Source organism: Marinobacter sp. SS21 (genome assembly GCF_028369065.1).
Lineage (GTDB): Bacteria > Pseudomonadota > Gammaproteobacteria > Pseudomonadales > Oleiphilaceae > Marinobacter.
Genome location: NZ_JAQNDA010000001.1, coordinates 411,922 through 431,725 on the forward strand (window position 1 = coordinate 411,922; position 19,804 = coordinate 431,725).

At 61.4% G+C, this 19,804-nt stretch carries 15 protein-coding genes; 9 read left to right on the plus strand and 6 right to left on the minus strand.

The window, feature by feature from the left end; all coding sequences use genetic code 11:
* Positions 1–4: 4 nt before the first annotated feature.
* Both N6L25_RS01830 and N6L25_RS01835 read right to left on the minus strand, forming a co-directional pair.
* Positions 5–1,879 (minus strand): DUF1302 domain-containing protein, encoded by a 1,875-nt coding sequence (locus tag N6L25_RS01830; RefSeq protein ID WP_271977325.1) that lies wholly within the window; start codon positions 1,877–1,879, stop codon positions 5–7.
* A 141-nt stretch (positions 1,880–2,020) separates the two neighbouring features.
* The gene (locus N6L25_RS01835) at positions 2,021–5,035 is read right to left on the minus strand and encodes a hypothetical protein (protein ID WP_271977326.1); all 3,015 of its coding nucleotides are present in this window, start codon (positions 5,033–5,035) and stop codon (positions 2,021–2,023) included.
* A gap of 306 nt (positions 5,036–5,341) precedes the next feature.
* Here N6L25_RS01835 and N6L25_RS01840 point away from each other — a divergent pair, with 306 nt between their 5' ends.
* From N6L25_RS01840 to N6L25_RS01870, 7 genes are all read left to right on the plus strand, one after another.
* Positions 5,342–7,834 carry a penicillin acylase family protein gene (locus tag N6L25_RS01840; protein WP_271977327.1) on the plus strand — a complete coding sequence of 831 codons (2,493 nt, stop codon included), beginning with the start codon at positions 5,342–5,344 and terminating at the stop codon, positions 7,832–7,834.
* 255 nt (positions 7,835–8,089) lie between these two features.
* The gene (locus N6L25_RS01845) at positions 8,090–8,677 is read left to right on the plus strand and encodes an RNA polymerase sigma factor (protein WP_271977328.1); all 588 of its coding nucleotides are present in this window, start codon (positions 8,090–8,092) and stop codon (positions 8,675–8,677) included.
* A 10-nt stretch (positions 8,678–8,687) separates the two neighbouring features.
* Positions 8,688–9,371 (plus strand): anti-sigma factor family protein, encoded by a 684-nt coding sequence (locus N6L25_RS01850; protein ID WP_271977329.1) that lies wholly within the window; start codon positions 8,688–8,690, stop codon positions 9,369–9,371.
* Complete coding sequence (locus N6L25_RS01855; RefSeq protein WP_271977330.1) at positions 9,368–9,847, plus strand: hypothetical protein; 480 nt, start codon at positions 9,368–9,370, stop codon at positions 9,845–9,847. Before N6L25_RS01850 ends, N6L25_RS01855 begins: the two co-directional genes overlap by 4 nt.
* 168 nt (positions 9,848–10,015) lie before the next feature.
* Complete coding sequence (locus tag N6L25_RS01860; protein WP_271977331.1) at positions 10,016–11,350, plus strand: tetratricopeptide repeat protein; 1,335 nt, start codon at positions 10,016–10,018, stop codon at positions 11,348–11,350.
* Between the two features lie 454 nt (positions 11,351–11,804).
* Positions 11,805–12,446 (plus strand): phosphoribosyltransferase, encoded by a 642-nt coding sequence (locus N6L25_RS01865; RefSeq protein WP_271977332.1) that lies wholly within the window; start codon positions 11,805–11,807, stop codon positions 12,444–12,446.
* A gap of 99 nt (positions 12,447–12,545) precedes the next feature.
* Positions 12,546–12,773 carry a hypothetical protein gene (locus tag N6L25_RS01870; RefSeq protein WP_271977333.1) on the plus strand — a complete coding sequence of 76 codons (228 nt, stop codon included), beginning with the start codon at positions 12,546–12,548 and terminating at the stop codon, positions 12,771–12,773.
* Here the strand turns inward: N6L25_RS01870 and N6L25_RS01875 are convergent.
* Entirely contained in the window at positions 12,730–13,368 is a 639-nt protein-coding gene (locus tag N6L25_RS01875; RefSeq protein ID WP_271977334.1) for a metallophosphatase domain-containing protein, read from the minus strand. The two genes, N6L25_RS01870 and N6L25_RS01875, sit on opposite strands and share 44 nt — an antisense overlap.
* A 144-nt stretch (positions 13,369–13,512) precedes the next feature.
* On the opposite strand from N6L25_RS01875, the gene N6L25_RS01880 reads away from it, so the two are divergent.
* The gene (locus N6L25_RS01880) at positions 13,513–14,346 is read left to right on the plus strand and encodes a hypothetical protein (RefSeq protein WP_271977335.1); all 834 of its coding nucleotides are present in this window, start codon (positions 13,513–13,515) and stop codon (positions 14,344–14,346) included.
* Positions 14,347–14,387: 41 nt separating this feature from the next.
* On the opposite strand, the gene pntB is transcribed toward N6L25_RS01880, so the two are convergent.
* Entirely contained in the window at positions 14,388–15,779 is a 1,392-nt protein-coding gene (pntB, locus tag N6L25_RS01885; protein ID WP_271977336.1) for a Re/Si-specific NAD(P)(+) transhydrogenase subunit beta, read from the minus strand.
* Positions 15,780–15,791: 12 nt separating this feature from the next.
* A complete protein-coding gene (locus N6L25_RS01890; RefSeq protein ID WP_271977337.1) occupies positions 15,792–17,390 on the minus strand; it encodes a Re/Si-specific NAD(P)(+) transhydrogenase subunit alpha in 1,599 nt (532 codons plus the stop codon).
* 522 nt (positions 17,391–17,912) lie between these two features.
* Here N6L25_RS01890 and N6L25_RS01895 point away from each other — a divergent pair.
* Positions 17,913–18,812, plus strand: coding sequence for a hypothetical protein (locus tag N6L25_RS01895; RefSeq protein WP_271977338.1), 900 nt, complete (start codon positions 17,913–17,915; stop codon positions 18,810–18,812).
* Between the two features lie 32 nt (positions 18,813–18,844).
* Here N6L25_RS01895 and N6L25_RS01900 read toward each other — a convergent pair whose 3' ends face one another.
* On the minus strand, positions 18,845–19,645 hold the full coding sequence (locus N6L25_RS01900; protein ID WP_271977339.1) for a hypothetical protein: 801 nt from the start codon (positions 19,643–19,645) through the stop codon (positions 18,845–18,847).
* Between the last annotated feature and the right edge of the window lie 159 nt (positions 19,646–19,804).

Consider the following 19,804-nt stretch of genomic DNA (forward strand, 5'->3'; position numbering starts at 1 on the left):
GTCGTCAGAATGAGTAGGAAAAGCTGGCCGCCGCAAAGTCACGGTCATTGATGGTGTTGAAGTCACCCCCGAAGTAACTGGTGTAGCTCAGCGACAGCTTGTAGGCGTTCTGGTAGTCGGCGTCAATGCCTACCGCCACGGACTTGCGTCCTTCGTTGAAGTTGCCGCCAGGGTCCGGGGCATAGCCTTCGACGTCATGGGCCAGGAACAGCTTGGGCCGCAGATTGATGCCGGCAACGGCGTTGGGGTAGTCCCACACGAACAGGGCGCGGTAACCCCAGGAGAAGTCCGTGGTGAAGCCATCGTCCACACAGTTGGATGGGTTGATGTTGGTGCTCTCGGTACAGAAGTCGCCGGTGAAGCTTTCGCCCTCCAGCGGCATCGGGCCGGCGCCGTAGATGGTGGAGCGACCGAAGCGGGCCTCATCGCTGTCTGGGAAGTCGTGGATGTAGGTCGCGCCAACCTCACCGACGATGATGAAGCGGGCCGCGCCCATGACCCGGTCGATGAAGTGGATCACCGTGGCCTGGGCCTGGGACACCTTGAAGCGGTCATAGCCATCGATCTCCTGGCCGGCGTAGTTGACGCCGGGATTCTCAGCCTGCAGCTGTTGCTCCCGGGTGCTGAGGACCTGGCCGTCCGGACCGCGCTGCTGCAGGCCGGCAAAGAGCATCTCCAGGGTGTTCCACTGGATTGGCATGTTGTCGCGGAAACTGTACTCCGCACCCAGTGAGGTACCGGTCGGCAGGGTGGTGTTGATACTGACACCGTACAGGTTGATGCCCTTGGGGTAGTCAATGAAATATTGCGGGAACCGGGAGAACGGCTGGCTGGGGTCGTTGACCTGGGTCGCATCGGCGTCTGCCGGGTTGTTGCCAATCACGCTGAAGTAGGGCAGACGGCTGTTGTACTTGGTGTAGAAGAAGCCCAGCTCGGCGTCGAGTTCGGCGATGAACCAGCGCAGGGCAACACCAAACTGATCCTGTTCACCCGGCTCCTTGTCGCCGGCCCGCTGTGCAACGAAGCCTTCGGCGAAGGCCTGGGCGTCCGGTACCTGGCCGGCCAGCAGGACCGGGCCACAACCGTCGGCGGCCACGTCGTTGGTGGAGAAGAAGGTGCCACAGTCATCGATCTTGAAACTCTGCCAGTCGGTCTGGACGAAGGCTTCCAGATTGAGGTCCGGGGTGATGCCCACCGAGGTGTAGAACATTTCCACCGGCAGCAGTACATCCTTGAGCTCGGCACCCGGTGCCCGAAATGCCGGCACGTCGATGGGGTTGACCGCATTGATGCCGCCCAAAATAAAGGTGCTCTCACCCCAGTTCACCACCTGGCGACCGTAACGTGCGGACACCGGGGTTTCGCCGAAGTACCAGTCGGAGAACACATAAGCGTCCAGCAGGTCGGCGCCGGCGGCGTTGTCGTGGGCCTCGTCATTGAGCTTGCGCTTCTGACCCACCGGGTCGGTGGCGAAGTCGTTCTCACGGAGAACGTGATCGTAGTAGTAGCTGGCGCGTATCAGCGCGCCGACCCGGGTGAGTACATCGCTGTCCGGCGCGTAATCGAGGAACAGTTCGGAACGGCCGCGGAGGATCTGGGAGTAAAAGTCGCCCTTCTCGAAATTCAGGTTGCCGTCGTCAAAGTTGTTGGACGAGGCGCCGGTGTTGGAGAAAGCAAACTCAGGGCCCAGGTTACCCTGGGAAATCAGGTCCTCGTCCTGGTCTTCCAGACGCACGCCGACACCGGCGGTGAGGGTGGTGGAGAAGGACGCATCAATGTCGTAAATCTCGAAATCGAAGCCTTGCGCCTGTGGCGCCAGTGCCGCCACCAGCAAAGCCGTTGCCAGCCGGGACGTTCGGGTGAACTTTGTTTTTTTCATGAGTCGGTCACTCCATTTTGGGCAAACCGTGGGCGAGGGCGCGTGAGGCCGTCGCCGCGAGCATTGTTGTTATCGGGATAATTCGGTTCCGGTGGAGCGGGCACTTAGGCCCGCCCCGGAGCTGATAGCGCTATGGCTTGGCTACAGGATGCCGCCGAGCAGGCCGCCGTCGTCGCCACCATCACCGCCGCCGTCACCACCATCACCGCCGTCGCCGCCGGCGCCGGGGTCGGTGTTGCCGCCACCCTCGGAGCAGTCGGTCCCGGACTGATCGGCGTCCTTGACCACGCAGGGGTTGTCGACGGTCACGGTGCCGCTGTTGAACAGTGACCGCAGCTGGAACGCCATTTCATTGAACACCGCGCCGGAGCTGAAGGCATCGGAGTCCTTCTGACCCGCCGAAATCGGGTTGCCGTGGGAACCTTCCAGGTAGCGGGTGATAACCGGCAGGCCGGTGGCCAGCGGTGTGGATTCCGCGCCCATGGCCGCGGCCATCGGATCGGTGCCGGCCAGCGCAGCGCGCTCGCTGGCGATCACAAAGCCGGTCTCCGGGTCGACGAATTCCAGCGGTGCCTGGTCGTAGAGTTCATCGTCGGCGGCGTTGGGAATGGTGCTGTCCGTAGGCCGGTCCGCATCACCCTCAACCCCGGCGATGGCAGTCAGCAGGGTGGGAATGCCATTGTCCTGGTAGTAAGGCGCAAAGGCGGTGGGGTCGGTGCTGTCCAGCAACGCCTGGAACACATTGAAGTAGATGTTCAGCTCGGTGCGACCCTGGGCCAGCAGGCCGTCGGAGGCGGCATCCAGACCCGGCAGCAGCCGCGGCGCCACCGCCGGCGAGTTCTCAATCAGGCGGGTGAACTGGCCGCCGGTGTTGAGGAAGTTGGCCGCCTGGATTGGGTTCAGGAATGATTCCTCGTCTGCAGCGATGGCTGCGTTATTGACGTGGGGGAAGGGCACGCCGCCCATGCCGCTCAGGGAGTGGCTGAGGAAGTAGACCCGGTTCAGGTTCAGGTCGATGCCGTTGGTGCAATCGCCTGCAAGCTGACAGGCATTGATGGCGTCTTCGATGGCCTGCAGCGAGGCGTTCACGTTGAGCAGGTCGAGGGTGGCCTGGCGCATGTTGTCGCGGGTGTTGGCGTAGTTGGCGAAGTTCAGGAACAGACCGCCGGACTCCGGTGCCGCAAGCTGGCTGGCCGGCACCGCCGCCAGATCGGCGTCGGCGGCAAAGCCGAAGTGACGCTCCACCGCATCGGTGGAGGCGCCGGCACTCTGGCTGTCGTCGGAGGTGATGGCGCTCAGGCCCACCAGGCCGCTGTCGAAGATGCCGTGCAGCGGCTGGTCGATGGCCACGGTGACGAAGCAGGTGTCGTCGTTGTTCGGGGTACTGTCATCGGTCAGGCACAGCAACGCGGCGGCGGTGGCCATCGGCAGGGTCGCCGAGCGGTCGGTGGTGGCGGCGTGCTGGTAGATGATCACCGGGTAGCCGGCGGCCGGTGGCGTCCCGAAATTCTCATCCGGGGTGGCCACCAGCACCGGAATCTTGGTGTCCGTGGTTTTTACCGGGAACGGGAAGCGGTAGGTGATCCGGTCTGATGGGGCGTCCGCCAGGGTGTCGCTGGCGGAGAAGTCCGCGGCGGTCCAGTTGCTCGACTGCAGCAGGCTGCCGTCGCCATCCACCGCCAGGCTCTGGTAGTAGGGCACGGTGATCTCGCCCTCGTACACCTGAACGTTGACGTTCACTTCGGTAATGCCCAGGTCGGCGGCGGTCTGCTGCAGCGCCGGGTTGACGTCGCCACCTTCCTGCTGACGGTAGAAGCGAACGGTTCGGGGCTTGGGCGTATCCAGCAACCCGTCGGCTTCGGCTGCCAGGGCCGCGGCGTCCGCCGACAGATCCTGCAGGGTCTCGATCGCGGTGGTGGTGGCGGTCTGCAACAGGAACGCCAGCTGGCGATCGGCGTCGGCATCGTTGACCAGGTCGCCGTAGATCAGGGTGAGGCCTTGATCGCGGGCGGTGGTCAGGATGGCGGCCAGATCGGCGTCGTAGAGGCGGAAGCTCTCATCGGTCAACAGCCGGAAAATTTCGTCATTGATATCCTGGCGGGTGTCGCCAGCCACCGGCTGTTCCGTCAGGTTGTACTCGCCGCTGCGGAGCTGGCCGATGCCCGTCTGTTTGGCGTCGATCAACAGCGAGCGCTCGAAGAAGGTCACCGGGGCCGCGTTGGCCAGCAGCACGTCGTCGACGGCAGTCATGGTGACCGTGGTCGCCATGGGAATATCGGCGAAGGCTTTGTTGGTGGCGCCGTTACCAAGCACTTCCCGTTTGAAGTCAAAGTATTCCGCAGTCAGTACCCGCGCCGGTACCATGGCGTCGCGGAATGGCTGCAGGGCCGCGTTGGACAGGACTCGGGCCGGATTGGAGACGCTCTGGTAGGTGACGGAACCCACCAGCGGCTCGCCCTGGGCGTCGACGATGGCGTTGCTGATGGCCACTGCGTAGCGGGCCTTGGGATTCAGTGGCTTGATCGGCGCGATGCGCAGCATGTTGTCCTGGCCGCCGTCAATGTCCAGCAGTTCGACCCGGAACCCAGGGTCGACCAGGTCCGCCAGGATCTCATCGGCACCGGCGTCATCGCCGGCGGCGCGCAGGGCCTGGGCCTGGCGGTAGCGGTTGGCGGAGCGCAGGCCGGCGACCTCGCCGTCGGCGTGCTTCAGGCTATCCCCGGACGGGTATTCCAGCTCGATGAAAAAAACGTTCTGGTCCGGGTTGGGGACGATCTCGCCATCGACGTCGATAAACTCACGGGCATCAAACGTTTGATTGGCATCCAGACTGGCTTCGATCTTAATGTCCACTGGCGCCAGGATGGAGTTGCCGTCCATAAAGCCAATGCCGGTGGTGACCGGGTTGGCGGGGTCTGTGCCGTTCAGCATGGTGCCGTCGTCCACCTCACTGAGGAAGAACAGCGCATCGCTGGGAATGGGGAAGGCGGTGTCCAGCGGTGCGAACACCGGGCTGGTGCCTTCCTCTATGGCGGAAAACTCGACATCGTAGACAGGGTTGGCGTTCTTGCCGGTACGACCACCGTTGTCCAGACAACCGCTCAAACCAACCGAAGCGATAGCCAATGCCAGCAGCGACTGCTTGTTACTGATCATGCCTCTATACCTTTGTTGTTGTATTGGGCCAATTTTGCCAATTTGAGGTTAACACGTAAGTCGTAGAGACTCGGTTCCAAAAATTTGCTGTTAAAAACTGAAAAATGTGCTAACCGCGTTCGTAACAGTCTGTTGCCAAACGCTTTTGTTTTAATTCCTGTCCGCTCTAAAAAGATCCGGTCGCTGACAGGTTCGGTGATATTGGAACCTTCCTCCGGTTGCCATCGTTGCTACTTTGGTAGTAGGCGAGTTTTGCCTGCCCAGGACTATTTCCCAAACAATCCATACAACAAGGGAATCAGAGCAATGATCAACCCGATGCGCCTGGTACCAGGCGCCCTTTCCGTTTTCTTATTGGCGGGCTGTTTTGGTGGCGGCGGTGGTGACGGAAGCGACGATGTCGCGGCTTCGCCGGTGGTCCGTGGCGATCAAGCGGTGGACCAGGCACCTTATCGCGCCAGCGTGCGCCGTACCGAATTTGGCATTCCCCACATCGAGGCGGACAGTTTCGCCGACATGGGCTACGCCTATGGCTACCTGCAAGCGGAGGACAACCTCTGTCTGCTGGCCGAAGACACCCTGACCCTGCGTGGCCTGCGTGCCCGTTATCTGGGGCAGAGTGGCAACTACACCATTCCCGCCAATGGTACCGACACCAGCAACCTGAACGCCGATTTCTTCTGGCGCAGTGTGGCCACCGACGCGGCCATTGCCCCGTTCAAGGCCGCCAGTGACCCGGAGGTGCTGGCGGCGTCGACGGGCTTCGTCGCTGGTTACAATCGGTATTTGGCGGAAATCCGTCAGGGCGAACATCCGGGGCGTCATCAGTCCTGTCGTAACGCGGACTGGTTGCTGCCGTTGGAAGAGGACGACATGTACCGGCGCTACTTCCGCCTGGCGGTGCTGGCCAGTTCCTCGGTGTTCGTCGATGGCATCGCCACCGCGGCCCCTCCCGCGCTGCCCGGTGCCGAGGCCCTGGCGGCGGACACGATTCTGACCCAGTTGTCCGAGCTTGAGGGCGGTAATGGGGACTTGCCCTTCCCGTTCGGCGACGAGCTGCCCATCGGTAGCAATATGTATGGCATCAGCGGGGAGGCCAGCCGCAGTGGCGAGTCACTGCTGTTCGGTAATCCCCATTTTCCCTGGCAAAAGACCGAGCGCCTGTATCTGGCGCATTTGAAAGTCGGGGCCGACACCGAAATCATGGGGGCTGCCCTGTATGGGCTGCCAGCGGTGCTGATTGGCTTCAACGAGCATTTTGCCTGGAGCCACACCGTCTCTACCGCCTACCGCTTCACCTTCTATGAGCTGACCCTGAACCCCGCAGACCCGACTCAATACCTGTTTGAGGGCGAGTTTGTGGATATGGAGCAGCGTGAGCTGACCGTGGAATTCCTGAACGAAGACGGTTCGATTGGGGAAGAGACCCGGACCCTGTACCGTTCCCACTACGGGCCGATGCTTAATTTCGAGGTGTCCGGGGTGCCAGTGCTGCAGTGGAGTGGCGCCAAGGCTTACACCCTGAGGGACGCCAATGCTGAGAATGACCGCCTGTTGAATCAGTTTTTCCGCTGGAATCAGGCCCAAAGTTACGAGGAGTTTGTTGATCTCCATGCCAGCGTCCTGGGGGTGCCCTGGGTCAATACCGTGGCCACCGGCCCTGGCAAGCCGGTTTATTATGGCGATGTCACCGTGGTGCCCAATGTCCCCGACAGCAAAGTGACCGCCTGCCCGACGGCGCTGACGCCGGTGTTCGCCCAGCTGGCCCCGGGCCTGCCGGTGCTGGACGGTGCCCGCGCCGAGTGTGCGTGGGATACCGACGCCGACGCACCGGCGCCGGGTATTCTGGGGCCGGGCAATCTGCCCACGCTGGAACGCACCGACTGGGTCCATAACTGCAACGACAGCTATTGGTTGACTCACCCCGACCAGCCGCTGACCGGCTACCCGTCCATCGTCGGCGATGAGCAAACCGCTCGAACCCTGCGCACCCGCAAATGTATCCAGCAGGTGGAACAACGGCTGGATGGCAGCGACGGTCTGGGCGGCAGTACCGGCTTCGACCTGGGCAACCTGCAACAGCTGGTGCTCGACAGTACCGTGCTGTCCGAGCAGCTGGCGCGCCAGTCGGTGCTGGATAACTACTGTCAGCTGCCAACAGCGCTGGGCAGTTCCGGCCCGGTGGCGATTGCCGAGGCCTGCACCGTGTTGGCGGCCTGGGACGGCAGTCATAACCTCGATGCGGTGGGCGGTCATATCTGGCGCGAGTTCTGGCGCCGTATCGATGCCTTGCCGGTAGCGTCGCCGGGCAAGTGGCTGACGCCCTTCGATCCGGCGGATCCGGTGCATACCCCCGCCAACCTCAATCTCGCTGACCCGCTGGTGGAAGCGGCCTTTGCGGACGGGGTCCAGGCCCTGGTGGATGCCGGCATCGACCTGGCTGCCTCCACCGCAGAGCTGCAGCAGTCCGGTGTTCACCAGTCACCCATTCCGGTGTTTGGCGGCGAGAGCTTTGAGGGTGCCTTTACCATCGCCAGCTCCCGCGCCAGCGACCTGGCAAACGGATATCAGGTCACCTTCGGCAACAGCTACATCCAGACGGTCACCTGGGATGAGACCGGAAATCCCTTGGCGGAAGGGTTCGTCACCTATTCCCAGTCCACGGATCCGGCCTCGCCCTACCACCAGGATATGACCGAGGCCTATTCCGGCAAGCACTGGATTCACTTCCCTTATACCGAAGCGCAGATTCGCAACGATCCGGCGTTAGTGAACTACCGCCTACTGGAAACGCGCTAGTCGCTCCTTCCCCAGCAGAGACGGTCGCATTTTGCGGCCCTCTCTGTTCCCCTTTTATTTTCATGCAGAAACGGTGGGTTTCCTGAGCTGGCACTGCTAGCATGGCGGGTTCGCCAGAACCAACCTGCAGGAATCGGACCTGGACTACTGAATTGTGGTCCGGTTTTTTGGTATAAGCATGTTTGATACTAGAAGAAAGACTGGGTATGTCCGGGCCGTGGATTGTTCCCGGGGGCGCTCAGTAAGGGTGACTTTTTGAGCTTGCTTCCATTTCGTCCCTCGAAGGCCAAGCGTTTCGAACAGCGAGTGCAGCCGCATTTTCAGAGTATGTACGCCTTCGCCTTCCGTCTCACCGGTCAGCGGGATGATGCTGAGGATCTGGTGCAGGACGTGATGGTCAAGCTGTATCCGCGGCTGGAGGAGGTCGAGTCGGTGGAGCAGCTGCGTCCCTGGCTGAATCGGGTTCTGTATCGTCATTTTATTGACCAAACCCGGAAAAAAGGCCGTCAGGGCGAAGTCTCCGTCAGTAATCTGGCCGAGGCATCGGATCAGGATGCTTTTTTTGACAGTTTCAGTGCCGACACGGCCGATGCCGTGGAGTGCATCAGTCAGGAGCAGATGAGCGACCGGGTCCGACAGGTGCTGGCCCGGTTAACGCCGGACCAGCGTGCGTTGCTGCTGCTGCACGATGCCGATGGCTGGCGCCAGGAAGACATTGCGCAAGTGCTTGAAGTGCCGGTCGGCACCATCAAATCTCGACTTCACCGCTGCCGCGCCAAGCTTCGTGAATTGCTGCAAAAAGATTTGGAACCTTTTGGCCGCCCCGAGCGTGTAGATAACTGAGGTGGATGCCATGTCATGTGATCTGTTTAGTAAACAACTGGAACATTACGCTCGAGGTGAACTGTCGCCGGCGATGGAGCAGTCGCTGGAAACGCACTTGGCTGAGTGTTCGGCTTGTACAGGTCGACTGAACGCGGAACGGAAATTGCTGGGCGCGCTTCGGTCGCAGTCCGTACCTGTGCCCAGCGTTGATTTCGAATCCCGGATTCTGACGGCGGCCACTCGGGGAGCGGCGGCACGCCGTTCCTGGCAACACCCGATGGCGGGTAGCGCGGTCGCAGCGGTACTGGCGCTCGGCGTGTTTATTGGTCTGCAATGGCAGTCCGACCAGCCGGAACAGACGCTGGTGGCGGATTCGGCTGGAGCGGGCGAAACAACGGTGGTTGAAGCGTCAGCAGCGCTTCCGGAATTTGAGCCCCGGGAACAAACGGTAAAGCTCGCATTTCATTCCGGACGGGCATTGGATGATGTCACCCTGACTTTGGAGTTGCCCGCTAACGTGGAGTTGGCGTCGTATCCGGGTCGGCAACGCTTGAGCTGGCAGGTCAGTTTGAAAGAAGGCGACAACGTATTGGCATTGCCCCTGAAGGTGCTGTTCCCCGGGGATGGTGCTTTGGTCGCTCACCTGGACGACGGCACGCGGCAGAAGACGTTTCGGGCACCCATTCATGATAAAACGGAGCCTGCATCATGAAACCTATCAATGGCGTTATCCGATGGCTGATCTCGGGTAGCTGCGCGTTGCTGATGGCCGCCTCGATGGTGGCTCATGCTCAGGATGACCTTGACGTGACCATGCGCATGGTCACGGATGACGAGGCCCTGGGGAATTCCTTTGTACAGGAGCTTCAGTTGCCTGAGCCGGTGCCCAGCTTGGAGACCGGGGACTTGGATTCGGTACCTTCCAACGTTGAATTGATGCGGGAGGCCGGGCGCGAAGTGACTGAAACCCTGGCCGAGCAGGGTCGGGAGTCCCGTGACGCTCTGAGTACGGAGTTGCCGGGCGAGCTTCTGGATCTGTTGCCGCTACCCGAGGGGCCGGATCAAGACGGGCCGGTGCTGGATCTTCCTGGCTTGGAGGATCCAGATTTGCCGTTGGTGGACGAGGATAAGCTGCTCGACACCACCGACAAACTGCTCGACGGCGCCGGACAAGTGCTGAATCCATAAGCGCTCCCCGCTCTCTTTGTCAGTCAATTGACTGATTAGTCCTGACATCCTGTCAATTTGGCGGGTGATGTGGGGCGTTTCGCTGTTATACTCATTCCCTGAATTTTCCCTGATCCTCTGCTGAGTGTGGTTGCTTGGTGCGGATCGGCCGATGTCGGGGGAGTTTTCTTGCAGTCGTTATCCAAATTACCTCTCATTTTTAGCCTTTTTCTGGTTCTGATCAGTTCCCAGGCTTACAGTCAGGCGACCGACGCCCAAACGCTGTTCCGTTATGGGGTCGAGGCCTTTGAGCGCGGCCAATTGCAAGAGGCTCGCCTTTACCTGGAACACGCCCGTAAGCAAGGCCTGCAATCGGCTTCCCTGAGCTATAACCTGGGCGTGCTGTATTATCAGTTGGCCGAGTATGAGTTGGCCAAAATTGAGTTTGGCCAGCTGCTCGGCACCAGGCATCAGGCCCTCGCCACCTATAACCTCGGTCTTATTGCGCTCAAGCAGGAGCAGTCCGATACTGCCCGGACGGCGTTCGAATCGGTGCTCCAGCAAACCCCACCCGAGAATCTGGCTACTTTGGCGCAACGCCAACTGGACAGATTGGCGGGGGCGGCGGAAGTGCCGGTGGCGGCGCCGAAAGACTGGTACGGCTTTATCTCCGTGGCCGGTGGCTATGAAGATAATATCGCCCTGTTTCCGGACAGCGCCCGCTCAGACCTCGAAGGCGGATTCGCCGAGGCGGTGGCTGCGGGCTCAGGTTTTCTGTACGGCGACCGCAATCGCGGTCTTCGCGGAGACGTGGGGTTATATCTGCGTCATTACGCCAGCGAGGACGATTTTGACAGCGAGTTGGCGCAGGTGAATCTGCAATGGCGTCAGCTCATTGGCCCTGGTCGGCTGGGGTTCGGCGCAGGGGGTGCCTGGGTCCGCCGCGGAGGCGAGCCCCAGGAGCGTCATAGTCGGGCAATGCTGAGTTACCGGTTGGCTGGTTGCGGCAACTGGTTCGATTCCGAGTCCTGTCTGCTCAAGCTGACTGCAACCGATGTCAGTGCCGAAGCCGGGTTTGATGCCTACGAAGGCCAACTGTACCAGCTGGATGCCCGCTACCGCGCGCGCTGGCAGGCGTGGACCGGCGAGCTCAAATACCGTGGCGACTACAACGCCCGTGAGGATCTGACCACCGGCGCCGAGTTTTACAGTGTTTCGCCGCAACGACACGGGCTGGAGCTGTCGATTGCCCACCCAGTGTGGCAACGGTTGGAGTTGGAACTGCGCACCGGCTATCGCTACAGCTATTACCGGGATCGGCACCGTCTTAATAGCGGTGATGGTGGGACCCTGGCAGTACGTCGCGAGGACCATCGATGGCGAGCGGGGCTCCGGGCCAAGGTTGAACTGCCGGCGGGTTTTGCGGTGTTTACCGAATACGACTACAAGGCCAACCTGAGCAGCATCGACCGTTACGAATACACCAACCAGTACGCCTTACTCGGCCTTGAGCTGAGCTTCTGAACCCGCCCATGCCTTCGGCAGCTTGCGGGCATAAAAAAGCCCGCCCTGGGGAGGGGCGGGCGAATCTATTTCGGCTGACCTGGCCTTCAAAAGCCAGCCGAAAGGCCTGTCAATTCACTCCCACTTGCTAGAGGAGCCGCGCTGGTTTGTGGGGGTTCCATACCCGCAAACCGGGATCTGCGCAATAAGACAGCGTGGCTTGTCGTCAGGGTCAGACGGTGACGACAATCACAGTATCTACACGCTGGCATTTGTGAAATGGTTCCCAAAAAAATTATAAATTTCCGACTTTTTTCGGATTTACCCGGTTGTTGGCGGGTGACCACCAACTGAGGGGCGTGCAGCAACCCCAGTCGGTATCACGACATCCGCTATCCGGCTGAAGGCTGGTAAACTTAAAGGAGGGCCTTATCCGGCAATCACCTTGGCAGCGTGAGCTGCGGGAGGGCTGACGATGAGCAGAGTCTTTCAGAACCGGCGGGATGCCGGCGAGCAGCTGGCTGATCGGTTGGAGGGGGTGGCTATTGGAAGCGATGCCTTGGTGCTGGGGTTGCCGCGAGGCGGCCTGCCCATTGCGGCGGAGGTAGCGCGCAGGTTAGGGCTACGGCTGGATGCCTTTAATGTGCGCAAGCTGGGCGTCCCCTACCAGCCGGAATTGGCCATGGGTGCGATCGCCGAAGACGGCACCCGTTTCCTCAATAGCCACCTGATCGACATGTTGGGTTTGACGCAGCAGGATATCCAACAGGTTCAGCTGCGGGAGCAGGACACCCTGGCGCAGCGCGCCCTGCGTTATCGGGGCGAGCGCGCCAAACCGCGCATTACCGATCGCCATATCATCCTGGTGGACGACGGCCTCGCCACCGGGGCCACCATGCATGCGGCCCTGAACGCGGTTCGACATCAGCATCCGGACCGGGTCACCGTCGCCGTGCCGGTGGCGGCAAGGGACACCGCAGATGAATTCCGGCGGCTGGCGGATGAATTCGTTTGCGTGCTGGAGCCGGAAGACCTGGGTGGTGTTGGCTGCTGGTACGTCGATTTTGCCCAGGTATCCGATGAGGAGGTCTGTGCCATCCTCGCTGCCATGGCGTAAGCCGGTCAGCCCAGTTGCGGGCAGAAGCTAGACTGCGGCCAGCGTACCTTGGGTAGGCCAGCCAGGCTGTCCTGTGCGACGTCCCGATAGCCCAAGCTTATGATAACGGTCCTGCGCAGGATTAAGGAGCCTCTGTCCTACCTGTTGCTGGTGGTGGTCGGGTTCCTTATCGCGTTGATGTTGCCGCTGGGCTACCTGTTTCTCGGCGAGACCTTCGGCCGGGAGGTGTGGATGGGCGTCGCTGTGCTGATGGTGGGCGGGCTACTGGCGAACGTGACCGGTTTCAGACATGGATCTCCAGCACCACTGGCGGGTTGTCCGGCTTGAACTGACCGTTGCAGGTGGCGGCATTCACGAACAGGCAGTGGCCGTGCTCCTGCTGGCCGTAGCTCTCGTGAATATGACCGAACAGGTGCGCCTTGAGCCGCAGGCCGGCCAGGCGCTCGGCCAGGGCTTCACAGCCGACATGGCCCCCGCCGAAGCGCTCGCCAACCTGATCGAGGATGTTCATGGGCGGTCCGTGGGTGATCAGCACATCGGTGTCGTCGGGAATCTGCGCCCAGCGCTCGGCCAGGGCTGCGCCCCGAGGCAGGTTGAAGGCCCAGTTGAAGAACTCAGGAGTCCAGGGACTTCCCCAGAAGCGGACGCCGTCGATCTCGATACCGCTGTCCTCCAGGTACGTGGCCTGGGTGATCAAACACCTGGCCTGCTCGGGTTCGTTCTGGAAGCACCAGTCGTGGTTTCCGGCTATCAGGAGCTTGTGGCGATGGGGCAGGGTGCCGAGCCAGGCATCCAACTCTGCCAGCTCTTCCAGGGTGCCCCGGCCCAGGCTGTCGCCGGCATGAATCAGCACGTCACCGTCGGGAATGTGCCCAATCTGCCGGTACATGCCGTGGGTGTCTGAGATGACGATCAGCTTCATGGGAGACTCCGTTCTCGCGGGGGAGGGTTCTACGTTAGCACACTAACCCCGGTCCCGGTGGCGCAGTGTTTCGACGCCGTTGACGCGAGGCGCAGGAAAATCCGGTAGAGTCTGGGGATGTCCCAACAACTGATCGGGTGAACGATGCGGAATCTGCGAACGCTGCCATGGGGGGTGCTGATGATGGCGACCTTGGTGCCGATGAGCGCGTCGGCGATGGCTTGCCCGATGCAGCCCCAGACGGCGTATGAGCAGGTGTACTGCCAGGTCTGGGAAAAGGGCGGTGGCAACCGTCTGCCATCCTTCGACGATTTCCGGCGTAACACCCCGCAGGTTCAGGCGCTGCTGCTGAAGCGTCACGCGGCCCGATACGGCATGGACATGCCGGACTCCTCGCCGGAGCCGACCCGCGTCCGGCCACAACAGGTCCCGGTCAACGATCCCTTGCCATCGCCTGCGGCAGAGTCGGAACAGGAACCGGACTTGAGCCAAAGTCCGGCTTTCGCCTTCCGTGACTGCCGGCTTGAGGGCGAAATCATCGCCTGTCCCCGGCAACGCTACCGTCTGGCGGCAAACCAGTCCAACAGCGCTCTCGCCGAAGGGGTGCTGGATGACACCAACCGGCTGGGGCTGGAGGCTTATCAGGGCGACCCCAACAACGAGACCGAACTGCGCCGTTATCTGTCCCAGGCCTATGACCTTTATATCCGCAAGATGCTGGACATCGGCCTGGGCGGCGCCACCATGAGCTTCACCCAGTTTTACCATGGCTACCAACGCCATCAGGCCAGCGGCGTTGACTACCCCCAGCGGCTGGAGGCCACCTTCCAGCTGTTGAAGCGGGACAAACAATCCATGGCGGTGCAGGCCCGGTTGACCGACGCCTTGCCACAGACGCTGGACGATTGCGAGGGCGTAGGCCTGGACATCATTGTCTGCGACGATGTCGGCACCAACTGGGTGTTTGTGGGCGAGTGACGGGCTGCCCGAAACCCACGCCAACAAACCGGCAACCTCAATCAGCCTTTCAGTCGCATCAGGATCTGCTCGGTCATGTCCTTGGCATCGCCAAACAGCATGCGGGTATTGGGTTTGTAGAACAGCGGGTTCTCCACCCCGGAATAACCGGCGGACATGCCGCGTTTGAGGACGACCACCCGGTGGGCCTTCCAGACTTCCAGTACCGGCATGCCGGAAATGGGGCTGCCGGGATCTTCCGCGGCACTGGGGTTTACGGTGTCGTTGGCGCCTATCACCAGCACCACATCGGTCTGCGGGAAGTCGTCGTTGATTTCGTCCATCTCCAGCACGATGTCGTAGGGCACCTTGGCTTCCGCCAGCAGCACGTTCATGTGGCCCGGCAGACGGCCCGCCACCGGATGGATGCCGAAGCGGACTTCGACGCCTTTGTCTCGCAGAAAGCGGGTGATATCGCTGACTGGATTCTGGGCCTGGGCCACGGCCATGCCGTAACCCGGGGTGATGATCACCGCCTGGGCACTCAGCAGCTCCTCGCAGACTTCCTCCACGGTGGTTTCCTGAACCGGTTCATCGGAGGCTACGCCGGTACTCTCGGTCGATTGGCCGAAGCCGCCCAGGATCACGCTGACAAAGGAACGGTTCATGGCCTTGCACATAATGTAGCTGAGGATCGCGCCGCTGCTGCCCACCAGGGCGCCGGTTACAATCAGCAGGTCATTACGCAGTAGGAAGCCGATGGCCGCCGCCGCCCAGCCGGAATAGCTGTTCAGCATCGACACCACCACCGGCATATCGGCGCCGCCAATGGCCATGATCAGGTGTGTACCCAACAGCAGTGCCAGGCCGGTCATGACGATCAGAATGGTCACGCCGAGGGCACTGTTGTCGGTGGACAGAAAACTGCCCCCCAATACCAGGGTGGCAATGATGATGCCCAGGTTGAGCCAGTGCCGTCCCGGCAGCATGACCGGCTTGCTGGAGATGACGCCGTGAAGCTTGCCGCAGGCCACCACCGAGCCGGTGAAGGTAATGCCGCCGACAAAGATGCCCACGTACACTTCCACCAGTTTGATGGTGTGTTCGGCGCCAACGGTCGATACCAGCGGCTCCAGATACCCCGCAAAACCCACCAGCACCGCGGCCAGCCCGACAAAACTGTGCAGGATGGCCACCAGTTGCGGCATCTGGGTCATCACCACTCGTTGGGCGACGATCAAGCCGGCGATACCGCCCAGGGCAATGGCCACCAGGGTTGCGATCAGGTTGTCGGCCCCAATGTGGTAAAGCGTGGCCACCATCGCGATGCTAATGCCGGCGATACCGCACCAGTTGCCGCGGCGGGCGGTTTCCTGGTGCGACAGCCCGCCCAGGCTGAGGATGAACAGAATGCTCGCCACTACGTACGCTACGCTAACCAGTCCTGAATACATGGTGTCGCCTTCCTATTTGCGGAACATATTGAGCATGCGATGGGTGACCCGGAACCCGCCGGCCACGTTAATGCTGGCGATCAGCACCGCGAAGAACGACGCCACCCCAATGATGATGCTTTCGCTCTGGGCCAGGTGCAGGATGGCGCCAATGACAATGATGCCGCTGATGGCATTGGTCACGCTCATCAGGGGGGTGTGCAGCGCCGGGGTCACGTTCCAGATGACCTGCCAGCCGATAAAGCAGGCCAGTACAAACACCGTGAAATGGGTGAGGAAACTCTGTGGTGCATGAGCGCCGACACCATACAGGACACCCACCGCGATCAGCAGCCAGCCGATTTGCCGCAGCGACCGGAACAGCGGGGAGGGCGCCGCCAGCGGCTGCTGCCTGGATGGAGGCTCTTCCGTACCTGGAGGAGGCTGGGTGCTGGTGGGCGTCTTGGGCTTGGGCGGTGGCCAGCTGATCTCGCCCTGGTGCACCACAGTGACCCCACGGATTACGTCGTCGTCCATATCGACGTTGAACTGGCCATCTTTCTCTGGGGTCAGTTCGGTGATCAGGTTGAGCAGGTTGGTGGCGTAGAGTTCGCTGGCCACCGTGGCCATCCGGCTGGGCAGATCGGTGTAGCCGATGAGGGTGACCTGGTGCTTGCAGGCAATCTCGCCGGGGACGGTCAGTTCGCAGTTACCGCCCCTTTCCGACGCCAGATCGACGATCACACTGCCGGGCTTCATCGCCTTGACCATGTCTTCGGTGATCAGCTTGGGTGCCGGCTTCCCCGGGATCAACGCGGTGGTGATGATGATGTCCACCTCGGCGGCCTGCTCCAGGAACAGCGCCATTTCCTTGCGAATGAACTCGTCGCTCATCTCCTTGGCGTAGCCGCCGGCGCCGGCGCCTTCCTCTTCCATTTCCACTTCGAGGAAATCGGCGCCCATACTTTCCACTTGCTCGCGCACTTCCGGCCGGGTGTCGAAGGCGCGGACAATCGCCCCCATGCCGCGGGCGGCGCCAACTGCGGCCAGTCCCGCGACCCCGGCACCGATCACCAGCACCTTGGCCGGTGGCACCTTGCCGGCGGCGGTCACCTGGCCGGTGAAAAAGCGGCCAAAGTGCTGGGCGGCCTCAACCACCGCCCGGTAGCCGGCAATGTTTGCCATCGAACTGAGGGCATCCATGCGCTGGGCGCGGCTGATTCGTGGCAGGCTGTCGATGGCAAAGGCGGTGACGCCACGGGCGGACAGTTTCTCCAGCAGCTCGGGGTTCTGCGCCGGCCACAGGTAACCCAGCAGATGGCTGTCCTGTTTGAGCCACTGGGATTCGTCGACGCCGTACTCCGGATGAATCTCCGGCGCCCGCACCTTCAGGACGCAATCGGCGACCTGGTACAGGTCCTTGGGAGATTCCGCAATGGTTGCCCCGGCCTCCTTGTACGCAGCATCGGAAAATTGGGCCGAGGCCCCGGCGCCGCATTCCACCACTACCTCGTGCCCGAGGCCGATCAGCTTGCGGACGGACTTGGGCGTTGCCGCCACCCGGTGTTCGTGCTCGTGGATTTCTCTTGGAATGCCTAGTATCACGATCCAGCCCCTTGTGCAGAGTCCCATTGCATAGTCAGGTACCGTCGAATGCGCTGATGGCGTTGATCCAAGGCTCCGTACCGGTATCGACCTGACAGTCGGTCGGTGAAGCGAGTGTGGCGCAGTAACCTCCTACGGAGTATGGATGACGTTTTGGCTTGCGACACAGGGGGAAGCGTAGTCGTAGATTCGCTTGCTGTCCTGTAGCTGGATGAAAGGGTTGCCCTTTTGGCATCGGTAACCACTCTGCCTGGCGGCTGTGGGCAGTCAGCTGCGGCGGCCGCATGACGTGGCCTGGGCGCGTTGACCGCGGCGGTTGTCTGAGGGCCAATGATTGAAGCACACCGGCGAGTGCTTCGGGCGCATTGGTGACAGTTGTCAGGTGATTTGCAGATGGTTGCTGGCAGTGTTTAGTACTTTTGTAACCCGTGGGGGCAGAGTGCCGACGGCCCGATTATACTCAGTGACGACCCGCCCCTGAGGTTGAGGGTGGATCAGGCACGCTCGCCCTCCGCCGGGGGTGTACTGTACACATGGGAGAGAGGTTCAATGGAATATACGCGACAAACCGCCGCAGGATTGCAGAGGTTCGGTTACCTGCTGTTACTGACCGCCACCCTCGGGCTGACCGCCTGCGGAGGCGGTGGTGGCGACTCGGATGATAACGACGCCACTTTTAAAACCACAGCAGCAACCTTAACCACCGAGGCCGAGGCGGAATCCGCCGCCGAAGCCACGCGCCAGGCATCGAGCCAGTCAATTTATGCCAACGCCGCGCTCGCTTTACCTCTCGCGGCGGACGTGAACGACAACTCCGTCACTCAATACGTGGTCGAACACGCCCTCGAACTGGCGCTGGCCAATGCCACCGCGACGGCCTTCATGACGGAAACCGTCGAAGGAAGCTGTGGCGGGACAGCCACCGGCAAGGCCAACAGCGATACCGACTTCGTAGTCACCTATAACGATTTTTGTGAGCCGCTGGAAAACGGCGCCAACATGGTCATCAACGGCATCGTCAATCTGCAGCTGACGGTCAGTGGTGACACGGTCACTGCCTACGCGGCCGATTTCGACCTGAACATCCAGTCCGACGGCGAAACCTATATTGAGAAGGGCTCACTCTCCTGCACCGGAGAGTACCTGGACGACTGCAGCTACAGCTCCGAGTTCACCGGCAGCAATGGTAAGCTGTACCGGGTGACCAACGTGTCCGTTTCTGGCGACGAGTTTTCCGGCTACCAGCTCAGCGCTCGGGTATATGATCAGGAGCTGGGGTATGTCGATTTCAATGGCAGCGGTCTGATGCTGTGTTCCGGAGGCGGCTTCTCTGCGGGTACCATCGACGTCAGTGACTCGACCGGATTGGTGGCCACTCTGACCTTCAGTGGCTGTGCGGACTACACCGTGACCTTCAAAGGCAGTGCAACGCTGCTTCCTCAAATGTAAACCACCACACGCCGGGGTCCCGCGCCCCGGCGTCAGAATTTCAGCCCGACGCGAATGCCCTGGCGCACGCTCTCACTGGCCGGTTCCCGAATACGCACCAGCAAGCGCCCCAGGCGTGTGAGTTCCTCGTCGCCATCACCGAAATCCCAGGCCTCCCGAAAAAGCGACACGTTGACCTCCGGCCAGGGCGGCGGTGACCAGTGGAGCTGTAGCCGATAGCCCTCGCCGTCGCCCAACGACAATTCCGGCTCGCCGCCCGGGAGAGCCGCCGCGGCCACCCTGACATTCCCGGAATGGGTGAGGAACGCTGCAACATCGACGCAAAAGTTTGAAAACCACGTTTGCGCCGGCGCACAGGCCGCCACGCCGGCACCGATTTCCCACCAGCGATAGAACTCATCCAGCTGCAGCGACAACCCCGAAGACTGGATGGAGCGATCCCAGCGTTGGTATCGGGCCATCAGGTACGGCCGCCAGGTCAGCGTCGGGCTCTCAAGGTGGACCCCCAGGCGACCATCGTAGTGGATCAACCGTTGACGGGTAGAGGTGGTCAGAGGCACGCCGGCCTGGGTCTGGCCATCATATTGAACCTGGCCCCGGTTATAGCCAGCGTCCAGTTCCAGCCAGAACCGGCGTCCGAGATCCCGATGCCAGTTGAGATAAACACCCGGCAAATCACCCTGCTCCTGATTCAGGGTCGCCCCCGATGGGCTCTCTTCCCGGAAATCAAAATACAGCCAGTTGGTACCGAGTTGGAGTGAATCTGCGGATACCGAGGAAGATGCCAGGGGCAGTAACAAAAGCAAGCGGCGAAGGTGATTCGATAAAGCCATCAGTTCCCGATCCGTTGGTACGTTAAGCCGGGCTACGGTATCACTTTTGCGCTGGGGGCGCTCGCCGAAGAGTGCGCTCGGGTATCAGGCGCTCTGAGAATAATCGGGGTCGGAATAATCGGGGTCGGATCGAATAATCGGGGTCGGATCTACATTAAT